Origin of the sequence: Neisseria sp. HMSC073G10 (assembly GCF_001812605.1) — a bacterium.
Classification (GTDB): domain Bacteria; phylum Pseudomonadota; class Gammaproteobacteria; order Burkholderiales; family Neisseriaceae; genus Neisseria; species Neisseria subflava_A.
Map to the genome: position 1 here is coordinate 49,034 of NZ_KV809512.1, position 19,087 is coordinate 68,120.

Below are 19,087 nucleotides of genomic sequence, written 5' to 3' on the forward strand. Positions count from 1 at the left end.
AAATGCCGTCTGAAACTTTTTCAGACGGCATTGTCATTTATTAATCTTTATAACTTGCTTCTAATATCCTCTACTGCTTTCACTAAAGCCTCGGAAAGCAAAGGATCAAAAGAAGAATGGCCTGCTTGGACGATTCTCAATTCCGCTTCAGGGAAGGCTTGCGAGAGCTCCCACGCGCTTTGCATCGGGGTGCATAGGTCGTAGCGGCCTTGGACGATGATGGTTGGGATATGGCGGATTTTGTCGATATTTGCCAAGATGGCTTTATCGCCCTGCAACCAGCCTTCGTTCACGAAGTAATGGTTTTCCATTCTTGCGATGGCAAGGGAGGCTTGCGGATCTTCATCCACGTCTTTAGGTTCAAACTGAATAAGGTAGCTTTCCCAGTCTGCCCATGATTTGGCTGCTTTGAGGCGTGTGGCTTCATCTTCGCTAAACAGCATTTCATGGTAGGCTTTAATTAGGGCTTGGCGTTTGTTTTCGACTACGGGGGCAATGAATTTTTGCCATTGAGCCGGATAAATTTGGCTGACGCCGCCTACTTCGTTCAACCATGCCATTTCAGACGGCCTGCACAGGAAAATACCGCGCAAAACTAAGCCGCTGACGCGCTCGGGATGGGTTTCGGCATAAGTCAGCGACAAGGTGCTGCCCCATGAGCCACCGAAAACCAGCCATTTTTGAATACCGAGCATTTCGCGTACTTTTTCAATATCGGCAACCAAATCCCATGTGGTGTTGTCTTCGATACAGGCATAGGGTTTGGAGCGTCCGCAACCGCGTTGGTCGATAATAACGATGCGGAAATGCTCTGGGTTGAAAAAGCCTCGACAGGCCGGTGATGCGCCTGCTCCGGGGCCGCCATGCAGGAAAATCACGGGGTGGCCATCAGGATTGCCTGATTCTTCCCAGTAGATTTCGTGAATATCGGATACGCGCAAAAGGCCGCTATTTCGTGGTTCTTGAATCGGATGCATGAGCTTTCTCCTTTGTCTGATGAATATGTTGATTGTAACACTTTGCCTGCTGATTTTTCAGACGGCCTACATAGGTTTATCGCAACAAATGGCGTAAAATAGCACTTTTTTGACAGGATTATTTATGGCTGACAACAAACAAACACATGCGGCACCCGAAGGACAACTTTTATTACGTACGGTAGCCATGCCGCGCGATACCAACCCTAATCAGGATATCTTCGGCGGCTGGATTATGTCGCAAATGGATCTGGGCGGCGGTATTTTGGCGGCAGAAATCGCACAGGGACGAATTGTAACCGTGGCCGTTCAAGAAATGAATTTCATCAGACCGGTAAAGGTCGGCAACGTCGTGTGCTGCTACGGTCATTGCGTCCGCGTAGGCAATACTTCTTTGCAACTGAAAATCGAAGTGTGGGTGAAGACTTTGATGAACGATATGGTAACGGAAGACCGCCAACTGGTCACCGAAGCCGTGTTCACTTACGTCGCCATCGATTCACAAGGCAATCCGCGCCCTATTCCTCGTGAAGGCAATGCAAAGCTGGCACATTTGTAAGTTTAAAAAATCAAAACAAGGCCGTCTGAAACCTCAACGTTCAGACGGCCTTTTTTAATACAGAAGCAAAATGTAATAATATTTCTTTTGAGCTAAAGCAAGGCGAAGTATCTGTTTTTTAGGTTTAATTCAGGCTGATTGATAAAACAAAGACCGTACACCGGCTTCCTATAACACTGCCCTACCGCGACAGTTTGCGCCACTTTTAAAACGGCGTTTTCTCCTCAACCCACTTTAAGGAACATCATGGCTTCGCGCGATTTATACCCACAGGAAATTTTACAGGTTGTTCTCGATAAAAGCTGCGCTAAAGCACAATCCAGCATCCCCACACTGGCAATCTTAAGCGTTTTGGCTGGCGGATACATCGGTTTCGGGTATCTTGCCTATTTAAAAGTAGTCAGCGGCATACCTCATGAATGGGGCGGTTTTGCCACTTTACTCGGCGCAGCCGTGTTCCCTATCGCTTTGATTTGTATCCTGCTTGGCGGCGGCGAGCTGGTAACCAGCAATATGATGATTATGTCTTTAGGCAGATTGGCCGGACGGATTTCCTCCAAAATGCTGCTGCGCAACTGGGTTATCGTCTGCATAGGCAATTTGGTGGGCACGCTGGCAATGGCTTTTTTTCTCGGATACTATGTCGGCATGATTGAAGGCAGCGTGGCAGAAAAAACTATTGCCGTGGCGGAAGCAAAAGTCCATATGGATTTCGGCCGCGCTTTCGTATCGGCGGTCGCATGTAACTGGATGGTCTGCATGGGCGCGTGGCTGCACTTTGCCGCTAAAAACACAACCGGACGGATGCTGGCCATTTGGTTCCCCGTCATGATTTTCGTATTAAACGGCTTCCAACACCTTGTCGCCAATATGTTCGTTATCCCAGCGGGTATTCTGGCAGGCGCAAACATCACTTGGGGACAATTTTTCTTCAATATGATTCCCGTATTCTTGGGCAATGTCGTCGGTGGCGCATCCTTTGTCGGCGCGTCTTATCTTTATACTTATAAAGACACGCTGAAAGATAGTGCCGAATAGTTCTGCTTTAGAAACAACAAAACCTGCTTTGAGAAAGCAGGTTTTGTTTCAGACGGCATTGGTATTAAGTTTTAAAATCCATTCGGACACATTATTCAGATAAATCATCCAAACGAAAAAAGAGCCGTTTTTAAAACGGCTCTTTCCAATTCTTTGGTCGGAGTGAAAGGATTCGAACCTTCGACCCCTTGCACCCCATGCAAGTGCGCTACCAGACTGCGCCACACTCCGACTCGATAAGCTGTGAATTTTAGTTTCAAACGCTGATTTTGACAAGTGCTTTTTAAAAAGGGAAATTTACTCGTTTGAAAACATTTGAATTATTTGTAAGCAAAAAAAGGCCGTCTGAAATCGTTCAGACGGCCTTTGATTATTCAGTCAAATATCAAGCTTCAACCGGAATAATACCGATTTTAGCCTGCCATTGTTTTGGCGCAATGGCGTGAACCGATTCGCCATTGCTATCCACCGCAACGGTAACAGGCATGTCTTTGACTTCAAATTCGTAAATCGCTTCCATGCCCAATTCTGGGAACGCCAAGACTTTAGATGCTTTAATGGCTTTGGCAACCAAATATGCCGCGCCGCCGACAGCCATTAGGTAAACGGCTTTGTTATCGGCAATGGCTTGGCAAGTTGCTGCGCCGCGCTCGGATTTGCCGATCATACCCAAGAGGCCGGTTTGTTCCAGCATTTGACGGGTAAATTTATCCATACGGGTGGAAGTAGTTGGACCGGCTGGGCCAACTACTTCGTCACGGACTGGATCAACCGGGCCGACGTAGTAAATCAGTTTGTTGGTGAAATCTACCGGCAATTCTTCGCCTTTGTTGAGCATGTCAACCAAACGTTTGTGCGCGGCATCGCGGCCGGTCAGGATTTTACCGTTCAGCAACAACACGTCGCCGGTTTTCCATGTAGCCACTTCTTCTTTGGTCAGATTGTTGACATCGACACGCTTGCCGTTGTCAGGGCTGTAAGTCAAATCCGGCCAGTCTTCCAAAGACGGGGCTTCCAGTTTGGCCGGGCCTGAGCCGTCCAATTCAAATTCGATGTGGCGGGTTGCCGCGCAGTTTGGAATCATGGCAATCGGTTTGGAAGCTGCGTGGGTTGGGTAGTCAAGGATTTTGACATCCAGCACGGTGCTCAAACCGCCCAAACCTTGTGCGCCGATGCCCAAGGCATTTACTTTTTTGTAGAGTTCCAAGCGCAGGGCTTCGGTTGTAGACAATTCTGCACCGGAATCGGCTTTTTCTTTGAGTTCCTGAATATCGATATGGCTCATCAGGCTTTCTTTGGCCATCAGCACTGCTTTTTCAGGCGTACCGCCGATGCCGATACCCAAGATGCCCGGAGGACACCAGCCGGCACCCATTTGAGGAACGGTTTTCAATACCCAATCAACGATATTGTCTGAAGGATTGAGCATGGCAACTTTGGTTTTGTTTTCAGAACCGCCGCCTTTGGCTGCGCAAGTGACTTCAACTTTGTCGCCTTTTACGATTTCCATGTGTACAACGGCAGGAGTGTTGTCTTTGGTATTTTGACGTTTGCCAGCCGGGTCGGCCAATACGGAGGCGCGCAGTTTGTTGTCAGGATAGGTGTATGCACGGCGTACGCCTTCGTTAACCATTTCCTGTACGCTTATCTCGGCATCCCACTGTACATCCATGCCCACTTTCAAGAATACGGTCGCAATACCGGTATCCTGACAAATCGGACGATGGCCTTCGGCACACATACGGCTATTGACCAAAATCTGTGCCATCGCATCTTTGGCGGCAGGGTTCTCTTCTTTTTGGTAAGCCTTGTATAAAGCCTGAATGTAGTCTTTAGGATGGTAGTAGCTGATGAATTGGAAAGCGTCGAAAATACTTTGGATAAAGTCTTCTTGCTTGATGACGGTCATGATTGTGTTCCTTTTCGGGAGTCATGGTAGGGAGGGTTTGTTTATTTCTTAAGAGACCGATTTTTTCAGACGGCCTTCAATAATGTAATAGTGCTTTCAAATGAATGACCCAGACAATATCATTTTCATACCTTATTGATTTAAATAGAATTTAATATCGTATTAAATCACTTGGTTATTGATAATCTATATCCACTGACCACTCACTTACATAGAAACAAAATTACATTATTTTTAAATGATAATCTTATTCCAAGGCCGTCTGAAAATGCTTGCCTTAAGTATCTGAGAAAAAATTTAGTATCCTGTATTTAAAAGGAAACTACCTAAATTTCAGACGGCCTTTCTTATTCTCCAATACAATACACAATTGTAAAATCCGTGTCATTTTCTCCCTCAATCTTCTTGACTGATATCAAACTTGTTTGATTTTCTGAAATTTTATAACAATTTTTTCACTTGCTCGCCTATCAGAACATTATTCAATATATACAATAATCTATGCAAAATTGTCTAACATATAATAATGATTTTTACTAGTTAATATACGAATATTTTAAAATTTATAATAAAAAAGTAATTTTATTTTACTTTTAAAATCAAATTTTTGTAATAAATTTGTCTAAATAATAGGCATATTTTGCTTACAATCCTTCCTCTATGAAACCTTAGTTTTCCCCTATCATCAAAACCTCTAAATTCTGATACACTTTGACCCATACAGATAAATATTGATTTTAAAAGAATTTCTGAGTAAATGACTTGGATATTTCCTCACACACGATAGATGTAATAAAAATACAATTAATCAAATTACCCACTATTCCAACTTCCAATTTCACAGGAACAAACCATGAGTGAAAATTTGTTAACCCTGACCATAGACGGCCATGAAGTCAAAGCTTCTGCCGACTCGTCAATCATCCAAGCCTATGCCCGTTCAGGCAATGCGATTACTGCCAATGTCGGCTGTATGGGTCAAGGCGTATGCGGTTCCTGCCGCTGCATGATTCGTAAAGAAGGCGAGCGCGAAGTAACAACCGCACTGGCATGCGAGACCAAAGTTGAAGAAGGCATGCAGGTCAGCTTCTTGGATTACTTTATCCCCGAGCACATCCAATATTACGACGTCGGCGAGATTGGTGACGGCTGGAACTGGTTGGACGATACCGCCAAAGCTTTCCCTGAAGCACAAAACTGCCGTCATTGCGGCGGCTGCAATCGCGCCTGTCCTAAAGGTTTGCAAGTGGAAAACGGAGTAGCGCAGGTAGTTTCCGGCGATTTCGGCGCGGCTGCGCTGACCTTCGACCAATGCGTGATGTGCAACCTCTGCACCCTCTCCTGCCCCGAACACATCCGTCCGAACCACTTGGGCCTGTTCGCTCGCCGTATGAAAGCGGCGCGCACGCTGCGTCCGGTGGATTTGATGCGCCGCCTGCGCGAAATCGACAGCGGCAAAATGAAAGTCGAATTTGAAGAGGAGTCAGTGTAATGGTTAACAAAATCCAAGGCATAGACTACGAAACCGCCCTTGCCAACCTACGTGCGTCCTCATTGGAGCTTCGTGGCGATTTACCTGAAAAGAACGAATTACTGAGCCAATTTCACCCTGACTATCAGGCAAATGCGCGTGTGAAACTGCCTATCGGCCCAAACCAAGGCGATTACTGTCATCCTGATTTGGCCAAACTCTTAATCAGTCAGCCTCTGATTGACGACTATAATTTGTCAGGCGCTGAACATTTAAACACTGACGTATTGGTAATTGGCGGCGGCGGTGCAGGCGCGGCGGCGGCATTGTCTGCGACTGAAGCCGGCGCACGCGTCATCATGGCGAACAAACTGCGTATCGGCGACAGCAATACCGTGATGGCCGAAGGCGGCATTCAAGCAGCGGTCGGCGCAGAAGACAGCCTGCAACAACACTTTGACGACACCATCAAAGGCGGCCACAACGTCGGCAAAAAAGAATTGGTGGCGCAAATGGTTACCGACGCGCCGTCCGCCATCCGCTGGCTGATTGGTTTGGGCATGACTTTCGACCTTGCCAAAGGCGCGGACAGCAACGGCATGTTGAGCCGCAAGCGTGCAGGCGGTACGACTGTACCGCGCATCTTGAGTTACCGCGACTTTACCGGCCTCGAAATGATGCGCGTACTGCGCGAGGCAGTCGAACTCGACGAAAACATCACCCAGCTCAACCGCCACCCCGCCATCGAATTATTGTCGGACGAACACGGCCGCTGCGTCGGCGCGATTTTGTACGATTTGGAAAAACGCTCTTTGGTATTGGTTCACGCCAAAGCCGTGGTTTTGGCAACCGGCGGCAGCGGACGCCTGCATTTGCAAGGTTTCGCCACTTCCAACCACTATGGCGCGACTGCAGACGGCCTGGTGATGGCTTACCGTATCGGCGCCAAACTGCGCGATGTCGATTCTTTCCAATACCACCCAACCGGCGTTGCCCACCCGCCGCACTTGGCAGGCGCGCTGATTTCCGAAGCAGTGCGCTCCGCAGGCACCAAGCTGGTCAACGGTTTGGGCGAACGTTTCGTTGACGAATTGCAACCGCGCGACGTTGTTGCCGCTGCGATTCTGCGCGAATGCCACGAAGGCCGAGGCGTGGTACGCGACGGTCAAATCGGCGTATTCCTCGACACCCCGCGCCTGATTGCTAACGACCCTGACGTATTGAACCGTTTGGTAACACTCGGCCACGTTGCCCACAAATGCGGCATTGACCCTGCTGTTGAACCGGTCATGATTCATCCGACCCTGCACTATCAAAACGGCGGTATCGAAATCAACAGCGACGGCGCAACCTGCGTCGAAGGTCTCTATTGCGCCGGCGAAGTAACCGGCGGCATTCACGGCCGCAACCGCCTGATGGGCAATGCGCTTTTGGACATTATCAGCTTCGGCCGCCGTGCCGGTAAAGCCGCGGCAAATTGCGGCCTGCCGCTGAAAAAAGTACGCGGCGGTGTCGGACACGTCCACGACCTGCAACGCGAAATGACCCGCGCCGGTCTGACCAGCGACATCAAAGCCCCCGTTTTATATCCCGACTACGGCAAATTCGATTTGCGCGAACACGCCGGTTTGCAGGAGCAACAATCATGAATCAAGCCAATCAAAACTTACTGCATCCTTCCCGCCAAGTCGGCGCAGATTTAGCCGCTTGGCGCAAAGTCGGCGGCGGCGAAGGCCTGCTGGCTGCGCTTGCCGATCCTCAAAGCATCGTTTCCAAGCTGCAAGATGCCAATCTTTGCGGTATGGGCGGTGCAGGTTTCCCAACTTGGCGCAAATGGGAGGCTGCCGTTGCCGCCCAAAGCAAAAATGGCGACAAATACGTTGTCTGCAATGCCAACGAAGACGAACCGGGTACATTTAAAGACCGCGTACTGCTGGCAAATACGCCGCACCAAGTCATCGAAGGAGTTCTGATTGCCGCCGTTGCCTGCCGTGCCAACAAAGCAATTTTGTACGTCAACCCTCATCAAACCGAATCCATCGCTTCCATCACACCGGCCATCGAGCAATGGAAAAACAGCGATTTGTTTATCCGTATCGAAAACTACTTGGGTAAACCTTTGGACTTGCAACTGGTTGAAACTTCAGGCCGTTATATCGGCGGCGAAGAAACTGCCGTGATTTCATGGCTGGAAGGCGGTTTCCCCTTCCCGCGCCGCAAGCCGCCTTTCCCTGCCGAAAGCGGTGTCAACGGTGAGCCGACCCTTATCAACAATACCGAAACCTTCGCCAATATTCCGCAAATCCTTGCCAAAGGGGCGGAATGGTACAAATCGCTGGGCCTAGGCGATGCCGCAGGTACGAAACTCTACTCGCTTTCCGGCGACGTATTAAATCCGGGTTTGTACGAGCTGCCGATGGGTACGACCCTGCAATCGCTGATTTACGATCACGGCGGCGGTATGCTCGAAGGCCGTACGTTTAAAGCCGTATTTACCGGCGGCCCGTCAAACACGCTTTTGACCGTAAAAGATTTGGATGTGCCTTTGGACTTCGTTTCCGTACGCGAACGCAAATCCAGCCTCGGTACCGGCGCGATGATTGTGATTTCCGAAGGCACCAGCGTGGTGCGTAAAGTGGCCGAGTATGTGGAATTTTTTGCTTCCAACTCATGCGGTCAATGCCCGCCGTGTAAAGGCGGCACATTCCAGCTTTCCCGCCTGCTCAACCGCGTGGACACCGGCATCGGCACTCCCGACGACCTGCGCGCCCTGCAAAGCCTGTGCCAACTGTTGCCACGAAGCGGCCGTTGCGGTTTGATTGACGGCGCGGTTACCGTGTTGCAAAGCTCGCTGCGTACCTTCCCCGAAGAGTACGGCCTGCCGCAAGAACAGGAGTAAAACGGCGTTGTTTTCAGACGGCCTGTTTCTGTAAAGGCCGTCTGAAAGACGATACTCGACTCCCATTCTCTTCTTTCCAAGATTGAAGAGAAACCCAATAAGAAAAATACCTTCCGAACCTACCAAAATACGTTCAGACAGGCTTTAGCAACACTCAGGCCGTCTGAAAACAGATTTCCCAATACTTTAAATCCTCAAATTAGGAGATTCAACATGGGCTTCAAGCCAATTCCTGCGGCGGTCGCACTTGTGCTGACGCTGCTTATCTGGTTCGTTATCCCCGTTCCTCAAGGCGTATCGCCTGACGCATGGCATCTTTTGGCATTGTTTGTCGGCATCATTGCCGGCATCATCGGCAAAGCCATGCCTATCGGCGCAATGGCGATTTTGGGCATTACCTTGGTTGCACTGACCGGCGTGACCAACGAAAAAGCTGCAGACGCAACCAAAGACGCTTTGAGCAGCCTCAACAACCCACTTATCTGGATGATCGGTATCGCCATCATCATCTCGCGCGGCCTGTTGAAAACCGGCTTGGGTATGCGTATTGGCTATCTTTTGATTTCTCTCTTCGGCAAACGCACGCTGGGCGTAGGTTACAGCTTGGCATTGGCCGACTTGGTCATCGGTCCGGTAACGCCGAGTAATACCGCGCGCGGCGGTGCCATCGTACATCCGATTATGAAATCCATTGCCCTGAGCTTCGACTCTGACCCTGAAAAAGGTACGGAAGGCAAAATCGGTAAATACCTTTCACTGGTCAACTTCCACTCCAACGTAATTACCTGTCTGATTTTTATCACTGCCACCGCACCCAATCCGCTGGTAGTCGAATTGGTTGCCAAAGCCACCAATTCGCAAATCCAACTCTCTTGGGGTACTTGGTTCTTGGCGATGGTCGTACCCGGCCTGCTTGCCATGCTGCTGATGCCGCTGGTGCTGTACTTCCTGTATCCGCCTGAAATCAAACAAACCCCTAACGCCACTGCATTGGCAAAAGAGCATTTGGCTGCCATGGGGCCGATGAAGCGTGAAGAAAAAATCATGCTGGGCATTTTCCTGGTTCTGCTGCTGTTGTGGGCGGGTATTCCCGAGATGCTGTTCGGCGTGAAAGTTGATGCTACCGCCACCACCTTCCTCGGCTTGAGCCTGTGCCTTTTGACCGGCGTACTGACTTGGGAAGATGCGCTAAAAGAAAAAAGCGCGTGGGATACCATCGTTTGGTTTGCGGCCTTGGTGATGATGGCAAACTTCCTCAACAAACTGGGCCTCATCAGCTGGTTGTCCGACTCCATGCAAAGCGGTATCGCCCATATGGGCTTGGGTTGGGAAGCCGGTTGCGCCCTGTTGATGCTGGCCTACCTCTACGCCCACTACGTTTTCGCCAGCGGTACGGCACACGTTACCGCCATGTTCGGCGCATTCTACGGCGCAGGCTTGGCCTTGGGCGCACCACCGATGCTGTTTGCCCTGATTATGGCAGCCGCTACCGGCATCATGATGTCGCTGACCCACTACGCTACCGGTTCTGCACCTGTCATTTACGGCTCGAACTACGTCAACATGACCGAATGGTGGAAAGCCGGCTTCATCATGAGCGTGGTCGAAATTCTGATTTTCAGCACTGTCGGCATCTTGTGGTGGAAAGCCTTGGGCTATTGGTAATCCTTTAGCCGATTGAAAAATCAGGCCGTCTGAAAACTCCAATTTCAGACGGCCTTTTGTTACAATTTCATTTTTACCGAACACACTCAATTACCGTGAAAATACTCATCCTCGGCAGCGGCCAAGTCGGCTCGACCGTCGCCCAAAACCTCGCCTCTGTTCCCAGCAACGACGTTACCATCATCGACATCGACGAAAAAGCGCTCAACCGCATCAGCAGCCGCCTCGATGTCCAAACCATCGTCGGCAACGGCGCATCGCCCTTTACCCTCGAACAGGCAGGCGCGGCGGACTCCGACCTTCTGCTTGCCCTGACCCGCAGCGACGAAACCAACATTGTCGCCTCCAAAATCGCCGCCGACCTATTCAACATCCCCAGCCGCATCGCACGCGTGCGCTCAAGCGAATACCTCGAATATCCGGTTGACGGCAGCGATAACCCCGAAGAAGGCAGCCTCAACATCTTCGGCATTACCGAAACCATCAGCCCCGAACAGCTGGTTACCGAACAACTCGTCGGCCTGCTCAACTACACCAGCTCATTGCAGGTACTCAGTTTCGCCAACGACCAAGTCCGCATGGTGATTGTTCAAGCACGCAAAGGCGGTTTGCTGATCGGCCGTGAAATTGCCGACATCAACCAGCACCTGCTCGAAGGTGCGGACTGCCAAATCTGCGCCATCTACCGCAACAACCGCCTGATCGTCCCAACGCCGCAAACCGTCATCATTGAAGGCGATGAAGTCCTGTTTGCTGCCGACATCAACAGCGTTGAAGCCATCATGCGTGAATTGCGTCCGAAAGAAGCGCGTACCCGCCGCATCATGATTGCCGGCGGCGGCAACATCGGCTACCGCCTCGCCAAGCAGCTCGAATCCAAATACGACATCAAAATCATCGAATACAAACCCCACCGTGCCGAATGGCTGGCCGAAAATCTGGACAACACCCTCGTCCTGCAAGGTTCCGCCACCGACGAAACCCTGCTGGACGAAGAATACATCGACGAAATCGACGTCTTCTGCGCACTGACCAATGATGACGAAAACAACATCATGTCCAGCCTGTTGGCAAAAAACCTTGGTGCCAAACGCGTGATTACCATCGTCAACCGCTCAAGCTACGTCGATTTGCTCGAAGGCAACAAAATCGATATCGTCGTTTCCCCTCACCTGATTACCATCGGCTCCATCCTCGCCCACATCCGCCGCGGCGACATCGTTGCCGTCCACCCCCTGCGCCGCGGCACGGCCGAAGCCATCGAAGTGGTGGTACACGGCGACAAAAACACTTCCGCCATCGTCGGCCGCCGCATCAGCGGCATCAAATGGCCGAGCGACTGCTACATCGCCGCCATCGTCCGCGGCGCAACCGGCGAGGTCATCATGGGACACCACACCGAAACCATCCTCCAAGACGGCGACCACATTATCTTCTTCGTCTCACGCCGCCGCGTCCTGCCGGAGTTGGAAAAACTCATTCAAGTTAAAATGGGCTTTTTCGGTTAAACCCGAAATCCGTTTGCTTGAAGCCATAAAAAGGCCGTCTGAAAACCTTTTCAGACGGCCTTTATTCTTGTTTTATTTACGCTTTGTCAACACTGTTTTTACGGCCAAACCAAACAAAACCAATCACACCCAATACAATCATCGGCACGCTCAACCATTGACCCATGGACAAGCCCAAAGTCAATAGGCCGAGATAGTCGTCAGGCTGACGGGCAAATTCAGCGATAAAGCGGAACAATCCATAACCGCCCAAGAACAATGCGGCCGTTTGTCCGGCCGGACGCGGTTTTTTCGAGAAAATCCAAACAATGACAAACAGGCAAATGCCTTCAAGGGCAAACTGGTAAAGCTGAGACGGATGGCGCGGCAGCATGCCGTATTGTTGCAGCCATTCAGCCCACAAAGGATTGTGCGCCGCAGCTTCCGCATCTTCGTAACGCGCTTGCGGGAAACCCATCGCCCAGAAAGCATTGAGTTCGGTAACTCGTCCCCAAAGTTCGCCGTTGATAAAGTTGCCGATACGGCCGGAAGCCAAGCCCAGCGGTACGAGCGGTGCAACGGTATCCATCAATTTTAAAATGCTGATGTTGTGCTTGCGGCCAAACAGCCACATGGCAACGACCACGCCCAAGAAGCCGCCGTGAAACGACATACCGCCTTCCCAAACTTTGAAAATATCCAACGGGTTGGCAAGATAGTCGGAAAATTTATAAAACAAAACGTAGCCGATACGGCCGCCCAAGATTACGCCCAAGATACCCCAAGTCAGGAAATCGTCGAGTGTTTCTTTGGTAAACACAGAATTGCCCTGCGCGATACGGCGGCGGCCCAAAATCGTAAACAGGATAAAGCCGACAATATAGCTCAAGGCATACCAACGGATGGCAAGCGGGCCGATGCTGATCAGCACCGGATCAAACTGGGGATGTATCATCATAATGTGTGTTCCTTATCTCAAAGGCCGTCTGAAAGCCTGAACTTTCAGACGGCCTGTATGCAGTGTCGGACGGTTTAACGCAAATCGCCAACCACATTCAAAATAGCAGACAACATGGCCTCACCCAAGCGCAGCGAGCGTTGGCCGTTCCAGCCGAAATCATCGTCCGGCAGGTTGGCATTGTCTTTAAACGGCATTTCCAAAGTATAGGCAAGGCAGTTGAAATGATTGCCGACCCAGTTGGTCGCCAAAGTCATGTTTGCCTGACCCGGCGCATCTTTGTCATAGCCGTAATCGTCTTGGAAATCGGGGCTGGCATTGAGCAGCGCGAGTTTGAATTGTTCTTCCAAGGCTTCGATGCGCTCGTTGTAGTTCGGCACGCCTTCGGTACCGGCCACAAAGACAAACGGCAGGCCTTCATCGCCGTGAATATCCAAGAACAAATCCACGCTGGTTTCCATCATTTTTTCGCGGACGGTAAAGACTTCGGGGCTTCGCTCCAAAGTCGGATTTTCCCATTCGCGGTTGAGGTTGGCGCCGGCGGCATTGGTGCGCAGATTACCCAAAACCGAACCGTCCGGATTCATATTCGGCACAATATAGAAAGTCGCACGGTCAAGCAGCATGCGCGCGGTCGGATCTTGCGGATCAAGCAGACGACCCAGCAAACCTTCGACAAACCATTCCGCCATGGTTTCGCCCGGATGTTGACGAGCGATAATCCAGACTTTCATGTCGCTTTCGACTTGGTTGCCGATGGTCAAAAGATTAATATCACGGCCTTGAACGGTACTGCCCAAGTCGTCGATACGGCACAAGCCGCTGCCCTGCGCATCGCCCAAAAGATTCAAATGCTGCTCGTTGGAATAAGGCTCGAAATAGGCGTAGTAAACGCTGTTGGACAAAGGCGTATGGTTGATGGTCAACACGCCGTTTTCATAGCTGGTCGGCACGCGAAACCAATTTTGGCGGTCGTAAGAGGCGCAAGCCTGATAGTCCTCCCAGCCCAAAGGATACGCAGCGTCCGCCGCATTTTCAAAATGCATCACGCAGTTTTGATAGGCCGCACCCTGCAAACGGAAGTAAAACCATTGGGCAAACTCCGAAGCATTGTCGGGACGCAGGGCGAGACGGATATCGGCAGGGTTGCTCAAGTCTTTGACAACGACCGAACCGGCATCGAATTGGGTGCTGATTTTCATCATGGGTATCCTTAGTAATCGGCGAAGAGGCCGAAGCAAACCGTCATTTTACCGTTTGCATGAGGCTGGTTTCAACCATTTAACTGATTTAACAGGATTTCAAGCGCTTGGAAATATTGTTTCAGACGGCCTTTGGGATTAAGATAAAGGCCGAAATTATGAAACAAGGTTGAAACCATGACTCAGCAACAATCTGTCTCCCCTGCCATCAAAGCGCGCGTCCTTGCCGAATCTTTACCTTATATCCGCCGTTTTTCCGGCTCCATCATCGTCATCAAATACGGCGGCAATGCCATGACCGAGTCGGCCTTAAAAGAGGGCTTCGCACGCGATGTCGTCCTGCTCAAACTGATCGGCCTGCATCCCGTCATCGTTCACGGCGGCGGCCCGCAAATCAATGAAATGTTGGAAAAAGTCGGCAAAAAAGGAGAGTTTGTTCAAGGCATGCGCGTCACCGACAGCGAAACCATGGACATTGTAGAAATGGTTTTGGGCGGGCACGTCAATAAAGAAATCGTTTCCATGATTACCACCTTCGGCGGTCGCGCCGTCGGCATTACCGGCCGTGACAACCACTTCATCAAAGCGGAAAAACTCCTGATCGACACGCCCGAACAAAAAGGCGTGGACATCGGCCAAGTCGGCACAGTGGCCGACATCGATACCCGTTTGGTGGAAGGCTTGGTCGAGCGCGGCTGCATTCCGGTCATCGCACCCATCGGCGTAGGCCAAAACGGCGAAGCGTTCAACATTAATGCCGACTTGGTTGCCGGCAAACTAGCGGAAAAACTTCAAGCCGAAAAATTGTTGATGATGACCAATATCCCCGGCGTACTGGATAAAGAAGGCAAATTATTGACCACCCTGACGCCAAGCCGCATTGACGAACTGATTGAAGACGGCACGCTGTACGGTGGTATGCTGCCTAAAATTGCCTCTGCCGTCGAAGCCGCCAAAAGCGGCGTCAAAGCTACGCATATCATAGACGGCCGCGTTCCCAACGCCCTGCTCTTGGAAGTGCTGACCGATGACGGCGTAGGCTCAATGATTTTGGGTGAAGGCTAATCCGTTTTTCAGACGGCCTTATGCCTTATTTAATCAGCTTTTCACCCTAAAAAGGGTAAAAAATGTTACACTATACGGCTTATGTTTGTTTGAGCGATATTGACGTGAAACAAACTTACAGTCGGTTTCATACCGACTCCGATGCCATGCCCGGCAAAGACGGTATAATGTCTGCATTCATCAGACTTCGGCAATCATCCTCAAGGCCGTCTGAAGCGTAACAAAGCTACTTTTCTTTTACCATCCTATTTGGAGATATTCATGAGCGCAATCGTTGATATTTTTGCACGCGAAATCTTAGACTCTCGCGGCAACCCTACTGTAGAGTGTGACGTATTGTTGGAATCCGGCGTCATGGGACGCGCAGCCGTACCTAGTGGCGCATCAACCGGCCAAAAAGAAGCTTTGGAACTGCGTGACGGCGACAAATCCCGTTACTTGGGCAAAGGCGTATTGAAAGCCGTTGACCACGTCAATAACCAAATCGCGCAAGCCCTCATCGGTATCGATGCCAACGAACAATCTTATATCGACCAAATCATGATCGAATTGGACGGTACTGAAAACAAAGGCAACTTAGGTGCCAACGCCACTTTGGCCGTTTCCATGGCCGTAGCACGCGCAGCCGCTGAAGATTCAGGCCTGCCGCTGTACCGTTACTTGGGTGGCGCAGGCCCAATGGCTCTGCCTGTTCCGATGATGAACGTAATCAACGGCGGCGAACATGCCAACAACAGCCTGAACATCCAAGAATTCATGATCATGCCTGTCGGCGCAAAATCTTTCCGCGAAGCTCTGCGTTGCGGCGCCGAAATTTTCCACGCACTGAAAAAACTGTGTGATGCCAAAGGCTTCCCAACTACCGTGGGCGACGAAGGCGGTTTCGCACCTAACCTGAACAGCCACAAAGAAGCCCTGCAACTGATCGTAGAAGCAACCGAAGCCGCAGGCTACAAAGCAGGCGAAGACGTATTGTTCGCCCTGGACTGCGCATCCAGCGAGTTCTACAAAGACGGCAAATACCACTTGGAAGCCGAAGGCCGCTCTTACACCAGCGCAGAATTTGCCGAATACTTGGAAGGCCTGGTTAACGAATTCCCAATTGTTTCCATCGAAGACGGTATGGACGAAAACGACTGGGAAGGCTGGAAACTGCTGACCGAAAAATTGGGCAAAAAAGTTCAATTGGTCGGCGACGACTTGTTCGTGACCAATCCAAAAATCTTGGCCGAAGGCATCGAAAAAGGCGTGGCAAACGCATTGCTGGTCAAAGTCAACCAAATCGGTACATTGAGCGAAACCCTGCAAGCCGTCGACTTGGCCAAACGCAACCGCTACGCCAGCGTAATGAGCCACCGTTCCGGCGAAACCGAAGACAGCACCATTGCCGACTTGGCAGTCGCTACCAACTGTATGCAAATCAAAACCGGCTCCCTGTCCCGCTCCGACCGCATGGCGAAATACAACCAATTGTTGCGCATTGAAGAAGAATTGGCCGAAGCCGCTTACTACCCTGGCAAAGCCGCATTCTACCAACTGGGCAAATAAGCAGAATATAGGATATTGATTGTATGAAGTGGGTAACTTTTGTTTTAACCTTCGCACTGTTGTGCTGTCAGTACAGCCTTTGGTTTGGCAAAGGCAGCGTCGGGCATACGGAAGAATTGCAGGAGCAGCTCGTCCGTCAGGAGGAAAAAAACCAAACGCTCACTTTACGCAACAATTTCCTCAATGCGGAAGTTGAAGACTTGGCACACGGACAAGAGGCCATCGCCGAAATTGCCCGCGTCGAATTGGGCTATGTCCAAGACGGCGAAGTATATTACCGAATCATCGACCGCCGCTAAACCCTGCAAAACAAAGGCCGTCTGAAAACATGTTTTTCAGACGGCCTTTTTTATCGCAATCGCTATATAATCACATATCCCAAAATCAAATTACACCCATCATGTATGACGTAAACACCCACGATGTCCGACGATTCTTCGCCCACGTCTGGCAACACAGGCTCGCACCGCTCCAATTGGACGGCCTACAGCAAAAAGCCTTACGCATTATCGAAGCCCATCCCGAATACGGACACTATCTCGAAGACATCGAACAATATTTAGATAAAGAATGGCTGCCCGAAGACGGCGAAAGCAACCCATTCCTGCACATGTCGCTACACCTTTCCCTGCAAGAGCAAAGCGCCATCGACCAGCCCCCGGGCATCCGTGCCATCCACCAACAACTTTGCGCCCGTTACAACGGCGACTGGGTCAAAGCCGAACACGATATGATGGAAGCCTTGGCAGAAACCATCTGGGAAGCGCAACGCTACGGACGGGGCCTAGATGTCAACGCCTACATGACCCGCTTGAGGAAATTGATCGGCTTAGGCCAAGAAGAAAACGCCCGTCTCAATCCCCATGAAGTCGGCCTGACGGATACAAAGTAACTTCTTCTCAGACGGCCTCAGCCCATACAAATCCTTACGCTTGCCAAAGCCAACGTTTCCATCTTTCATGCTAAATTACTTTTTTGAAATCCCCTTATAAGGAAACCAAAATGCTCCGTCCAGCCCTTATTGCCCTACTGCTAGCCGCCTCCCTGCCCGTAGCAGCAGAAAGCCTCAACTACAACATCGTTGAATTTTCCGAATCCGCTAACATGGAAGTACCGCGGGACACCATGACCGCATATTTCAGCGTCAACGCAGAAGGCAAAGACCGTCAAGCCGTCAACCAAGCCTTCATGAAGAAATTCAACCAGTTCAACAAAATCTCCCAAAACAGCAAATTTAAAGCCGAACTGATGGAACGCAACGCCTCCCCGCGCTATCAATACACCAACGGCAAACGTACCCAAACCGGCTGGGAAGAACACGCCTACTTCAAAGTAGAAAGCAAAGACTTTGAAGCGCTCAACCGCCTGATTGCCGACAGCATCAATATCGCCGTTTTGGAAAACTCCTCATTTTCCGTATCCAAAGAAAAACGCGAAGAAACCGTCGACCAATTGAGCAAAACCGTCATCCTGCGCTTCAAAGACCGCGCCCAAAACCTCGCCCAAACGCTCGGCTTCTCCAGCTACAAAATTGTTAAACTCAACCTGGGCCATATCGGCAACCGCCAAGTCAGCGGCGACTTTGCACACGCTAAAATGCTTCGTGCAATCCCCGCTGCAGAAGTAGCGGCAGGAATAGAAGATGGCATACCAGCCTCTCCAGGTTCGGAAGAGATCAGCCTGACCGTCAACGGCTCGGTGCAAATGTAGGATTTTCTTTGAAATCATTTTAAAGGCCGTCTGAAAGTATATTTTTCAGACGGCCTTTGTGTTGCTCAACAATTAGAATGGTTGTTTCTATATAAGGAAAGAATGAAAAAATAAAACTCTAATTATTTCAACTTGTTGCAATCAAATATTGATGACTTTCTTAAAAATACGTAAAAATAACCCCGATAACAGAGTAATTATATCATTATATTTTACAATATTAACGTAAAATTTTTACACATTGCTTTCAAGAGCCAACCATTTATGTTCTCTGTTTTACTTTTTGAAAATAAAAACAGAGGACTTCTAATACTTTGGTAATTCTCTTGAATAAATTTCTGTTCTATAGCTATGCTCTATTTTTGAGTTTCAAATATAGTATGGAGCTATCAAAATTGACAACTACATAAATAATATTCTTATTCTTTGTTTAATCTAACAAGAAAATGCTTAAATTGTTCTTCGTCGTTATCCAACTTTCCGAAAAATAACTCATCAATTTGCTCAATTAACGGAACAGCTGTTTGTAATATTTCTTCTCCTTTTGAGACCTTTGCAAAATCCACCCAAAATCCCCTAAATTCCCACCAAGACATTTA

At 50.0% G+C, this 19,087-nt stretch carries 16 protein-coding genes and 1 tRNA gene; 12 read left to right on the forward strand and 5 right to left on the reverse strand.

The features are described from left to right. Positions 1-47: 47 nt before the first annotated feature. A complete protein-coding gene (pip, locus tag HMPREF2865_RS04200) occupies positions 48-977 on the reverse strand; it encodes a prolyl aminopeptidase (protein WP_070645808.1) in 930 nt (309 codons plus the stop codon). 124 nt (positions 978-1,101) lie between these two features. Between pip and yciA the strand changes: the two genes are divergently transcribed. Both yciA and HMPREF2865_RS04210 read left to right on the forward strand, forming a co-directional pair. Beyond that, on the forward strand, positions 1,102-1,536 hold the full coding sequence (gene yciA / locus HMPREF2865_RS04205) for an acyl-CoA thioester hydrolase YciA (protein WP_063076484.1): 435 nt from the start codon (positions 1,102-1,104) through the stop codon (positions 1,534-1,536). Positions 1,537-1,782: 246 nt separating this feature from the next. Further along, complete coding sequence (locus tag HMPREF2865_RS04210; protein ID WP_070645810.1) at positions 1,783-2,574, forward strand: formate/nitrite transporter family protein; 792 nt, start codon at positions 1,783-1,785, stop codon at positions 2,572-2,574. A 154-nt stretch (positions 2,575-2,728) separates the two neighbouring features. On the opposite strand, the gene HMPREF2865_RS04215 is transcribed toward HMPREF2865_RS04210, so the two are convergent. Further along, a tRNA-Pro gene (locus HMPREF2865_RS04215) sits at positions 2,729-2,805 on the reverse strand. A 154-nt stretch (positions 2,806-2,959) separates the two neighbouring features. Next, on the reverse strand, positions 2,960-4,483 hold the full coding sequence (locus HMPREF2865_RS04220) for a fumarate hydratase (RefSeq protein ID WP_070645812.1): 1,524 nt from the start codon (positions 4,481-4,483) through the stop codon (positions 2,960-2,962). A gap of 853 nt (positions 4,484-5,336) precedes the next feature. On the opposite strand from HMPREF2865_RS04220, the gene HMPREF2865_RS04225 reads away from it, so the two are divergent. The 5 genes from HMPREF2865_RS04225 (at position 5,337) to trkA (ending at position 12,026) form a co-directional block, all read left to right on the forward strand. Beyond that, positions 5,337-5,975 carry a 2Fe-2S iron-sulfur cluster-binding protein gene (locus HMPREF2865_RS04225; RefSeq protein WP_070608671.1) on the forward strand — a complete coding sequence of 213 codons (639 nt, stop codon included), beginning with the start codon at positions 5,337-5,339 and terminating at the stop codon, positions 5,973-5,975. Continuing rightward, complete coding sequence (locus HMPREF2865_RS04230; RefSeq protein ID WP_070645814.1) at positions 5,975-7,603, forward strand: FAD-binding protein; 1,629 nt, start codon at positions 5,975-5,977, stop codon at positions 7,601-7,603. Before HMPREF2865_RS04225 ends, HMPREF2865_RS04230 begins: the two co-directional genes overlap by 1 nt. Continuing rightward, positions 7,600-8,853, forward strand: coding sequence for a complex I 51 kDa subunit family protein (locus HMPREF2865_RS04235; RefSeq protein WP_070460286.1), 1,254 nt, complete (start codon positions 7,600-7,602; stop codon positions 8,851-8,853). Before HMPREF2865_RS04230 ends, HMPREF2865_RS04235 begins: the two co-directional genes overlap by 4 nt. 213 nt (positions 8,854-9,066) lie before the next feature. Next, positions 9,067-10,518 carry a DASS family sodium-coupled anion symporter gene (locus tag HMPREF2865_RS04240; protein WP_070645816.1) on the forward strand — a complete coding sequence of 484 codons (1,452 nt, stop codon included), beginning with the start codon at positions 9,067-9,069 and terminating at the stop codon, positions 10,516-10,518. Between the two features lie 95 nt (positions 10,519-10,613). Next, positions 10,614-12,026 (forward strand): Trk system potassium transporter TrkA, encoded by a 1,413-nt coding sequence (gene trkA / locus HMPREF2865_RS04245; RefSeq protein WP_070645818.1) that lies wholly within the window; start codon positions 10,614-10,616, stop codon positions 12,024-12,026. Between the two features lie 76 nt (positions 12,027-12,102). Here trkA and lgt read toward each other — a convergent pair whose 3' ends face one another. Both lgt and HMPREF2865_RS04255 read right to left on the reverse strand, forming a co-directional pair. After that, positions 12,103-12,963 (reverse strand): prolipoprotein diacylglyceryl transferase, encoded by an 861-nt coding sequence (gene lgt / locus HMPREF2865_RS04250; protein WP_036491424.1) that lies wholly within the window; start codon positions 12,961-12,963, stop codon positions 12,103-12,105. A 74-nt stretch (positions 12,964-13,037) separates the two neighbouring features. Beyond that, positions 13,038-14,168 (reverse strand): M14 family metallopeptidase, encoded by a 1,131-nt coding sequence (locus HMPREF2865_RS04255; RefSeq protein WP_070645820.1) that lies wholly within the window; start codon positions 14,166-14,168, stop codon positions 13,038-13,040. Positions 14,169-14,342: 174 nt separating this feature from the next. Here HMPREF2865_RS04255 and argB point away from each other — a divergent pair, with 174 nt between their 5' ends. The 5 genes from argB (at position 14,343) to HMPREF2865_RS04280 (ending at position 18,488) form a co-directional block, all read left to right on the forward strand. After that, positions 14,343-15,230, forward strand: coding sequence for an acetylglutamate kinase (gene argB, locus HMPREF2865_RS04260; protein ID WP_063068727.1), 888 nt, complete (start codon positions 14,343-14,345; stop codon positions 15,228-15,230). A gap of 261 nt (positions 15,231-15,491) precedes the next feature. Next, positions 15,492-16,778: a phosphopyruvate hydratase gene (eno, locus tag HMPREF2865_RS04265; RefSeq protein ID WP_070645822.1), complete on the forward strand. Its 1,287-nt coding sequence runs from the start codon at positions 15,492-15,494 to the stop codon at positions 16,776-16,778. Positions 16,779-16,801: 23 nt separating this feature from the next. Then, a complete protein-coding gene (ftsB, locus tag HMPREF2865_RS04270) occupies positions 16,802-17,077 on the forward strand; it encodes a cell division protein FtsB (protein ID WP_003679613.1) in 276 nt (91 codons plus the stop codon). A 101-nt stretch (positions 17,078-17,178) separates the two neighbouring features. Next, positions 17,179-17,670 (forward strand): DUF1841 family protein, encoded by a 492-nt coding sequence (locus HMPREF2865_RS04275; RefSeq protein WP_070645834.1) that lies wholly within the window; start codon positions 17,179-17,181, stop codon positions 17,668-17,670. A 110-nt stretch (positions 17,671-17,780) separates the two neighbouring features. Next, positions 17,781-18,488, forward strand: a complete 708-nt coding sequence (locus HMPREF2865_RS04280; RefSeq protein WP_070645828.1) for an SIMPL domain-containing protein — start codon at positions 17,781-17,783, stop codon at positions 18,486-18,488. Positions 18,489-19,087: the final 599 nt, after the last annotated feature.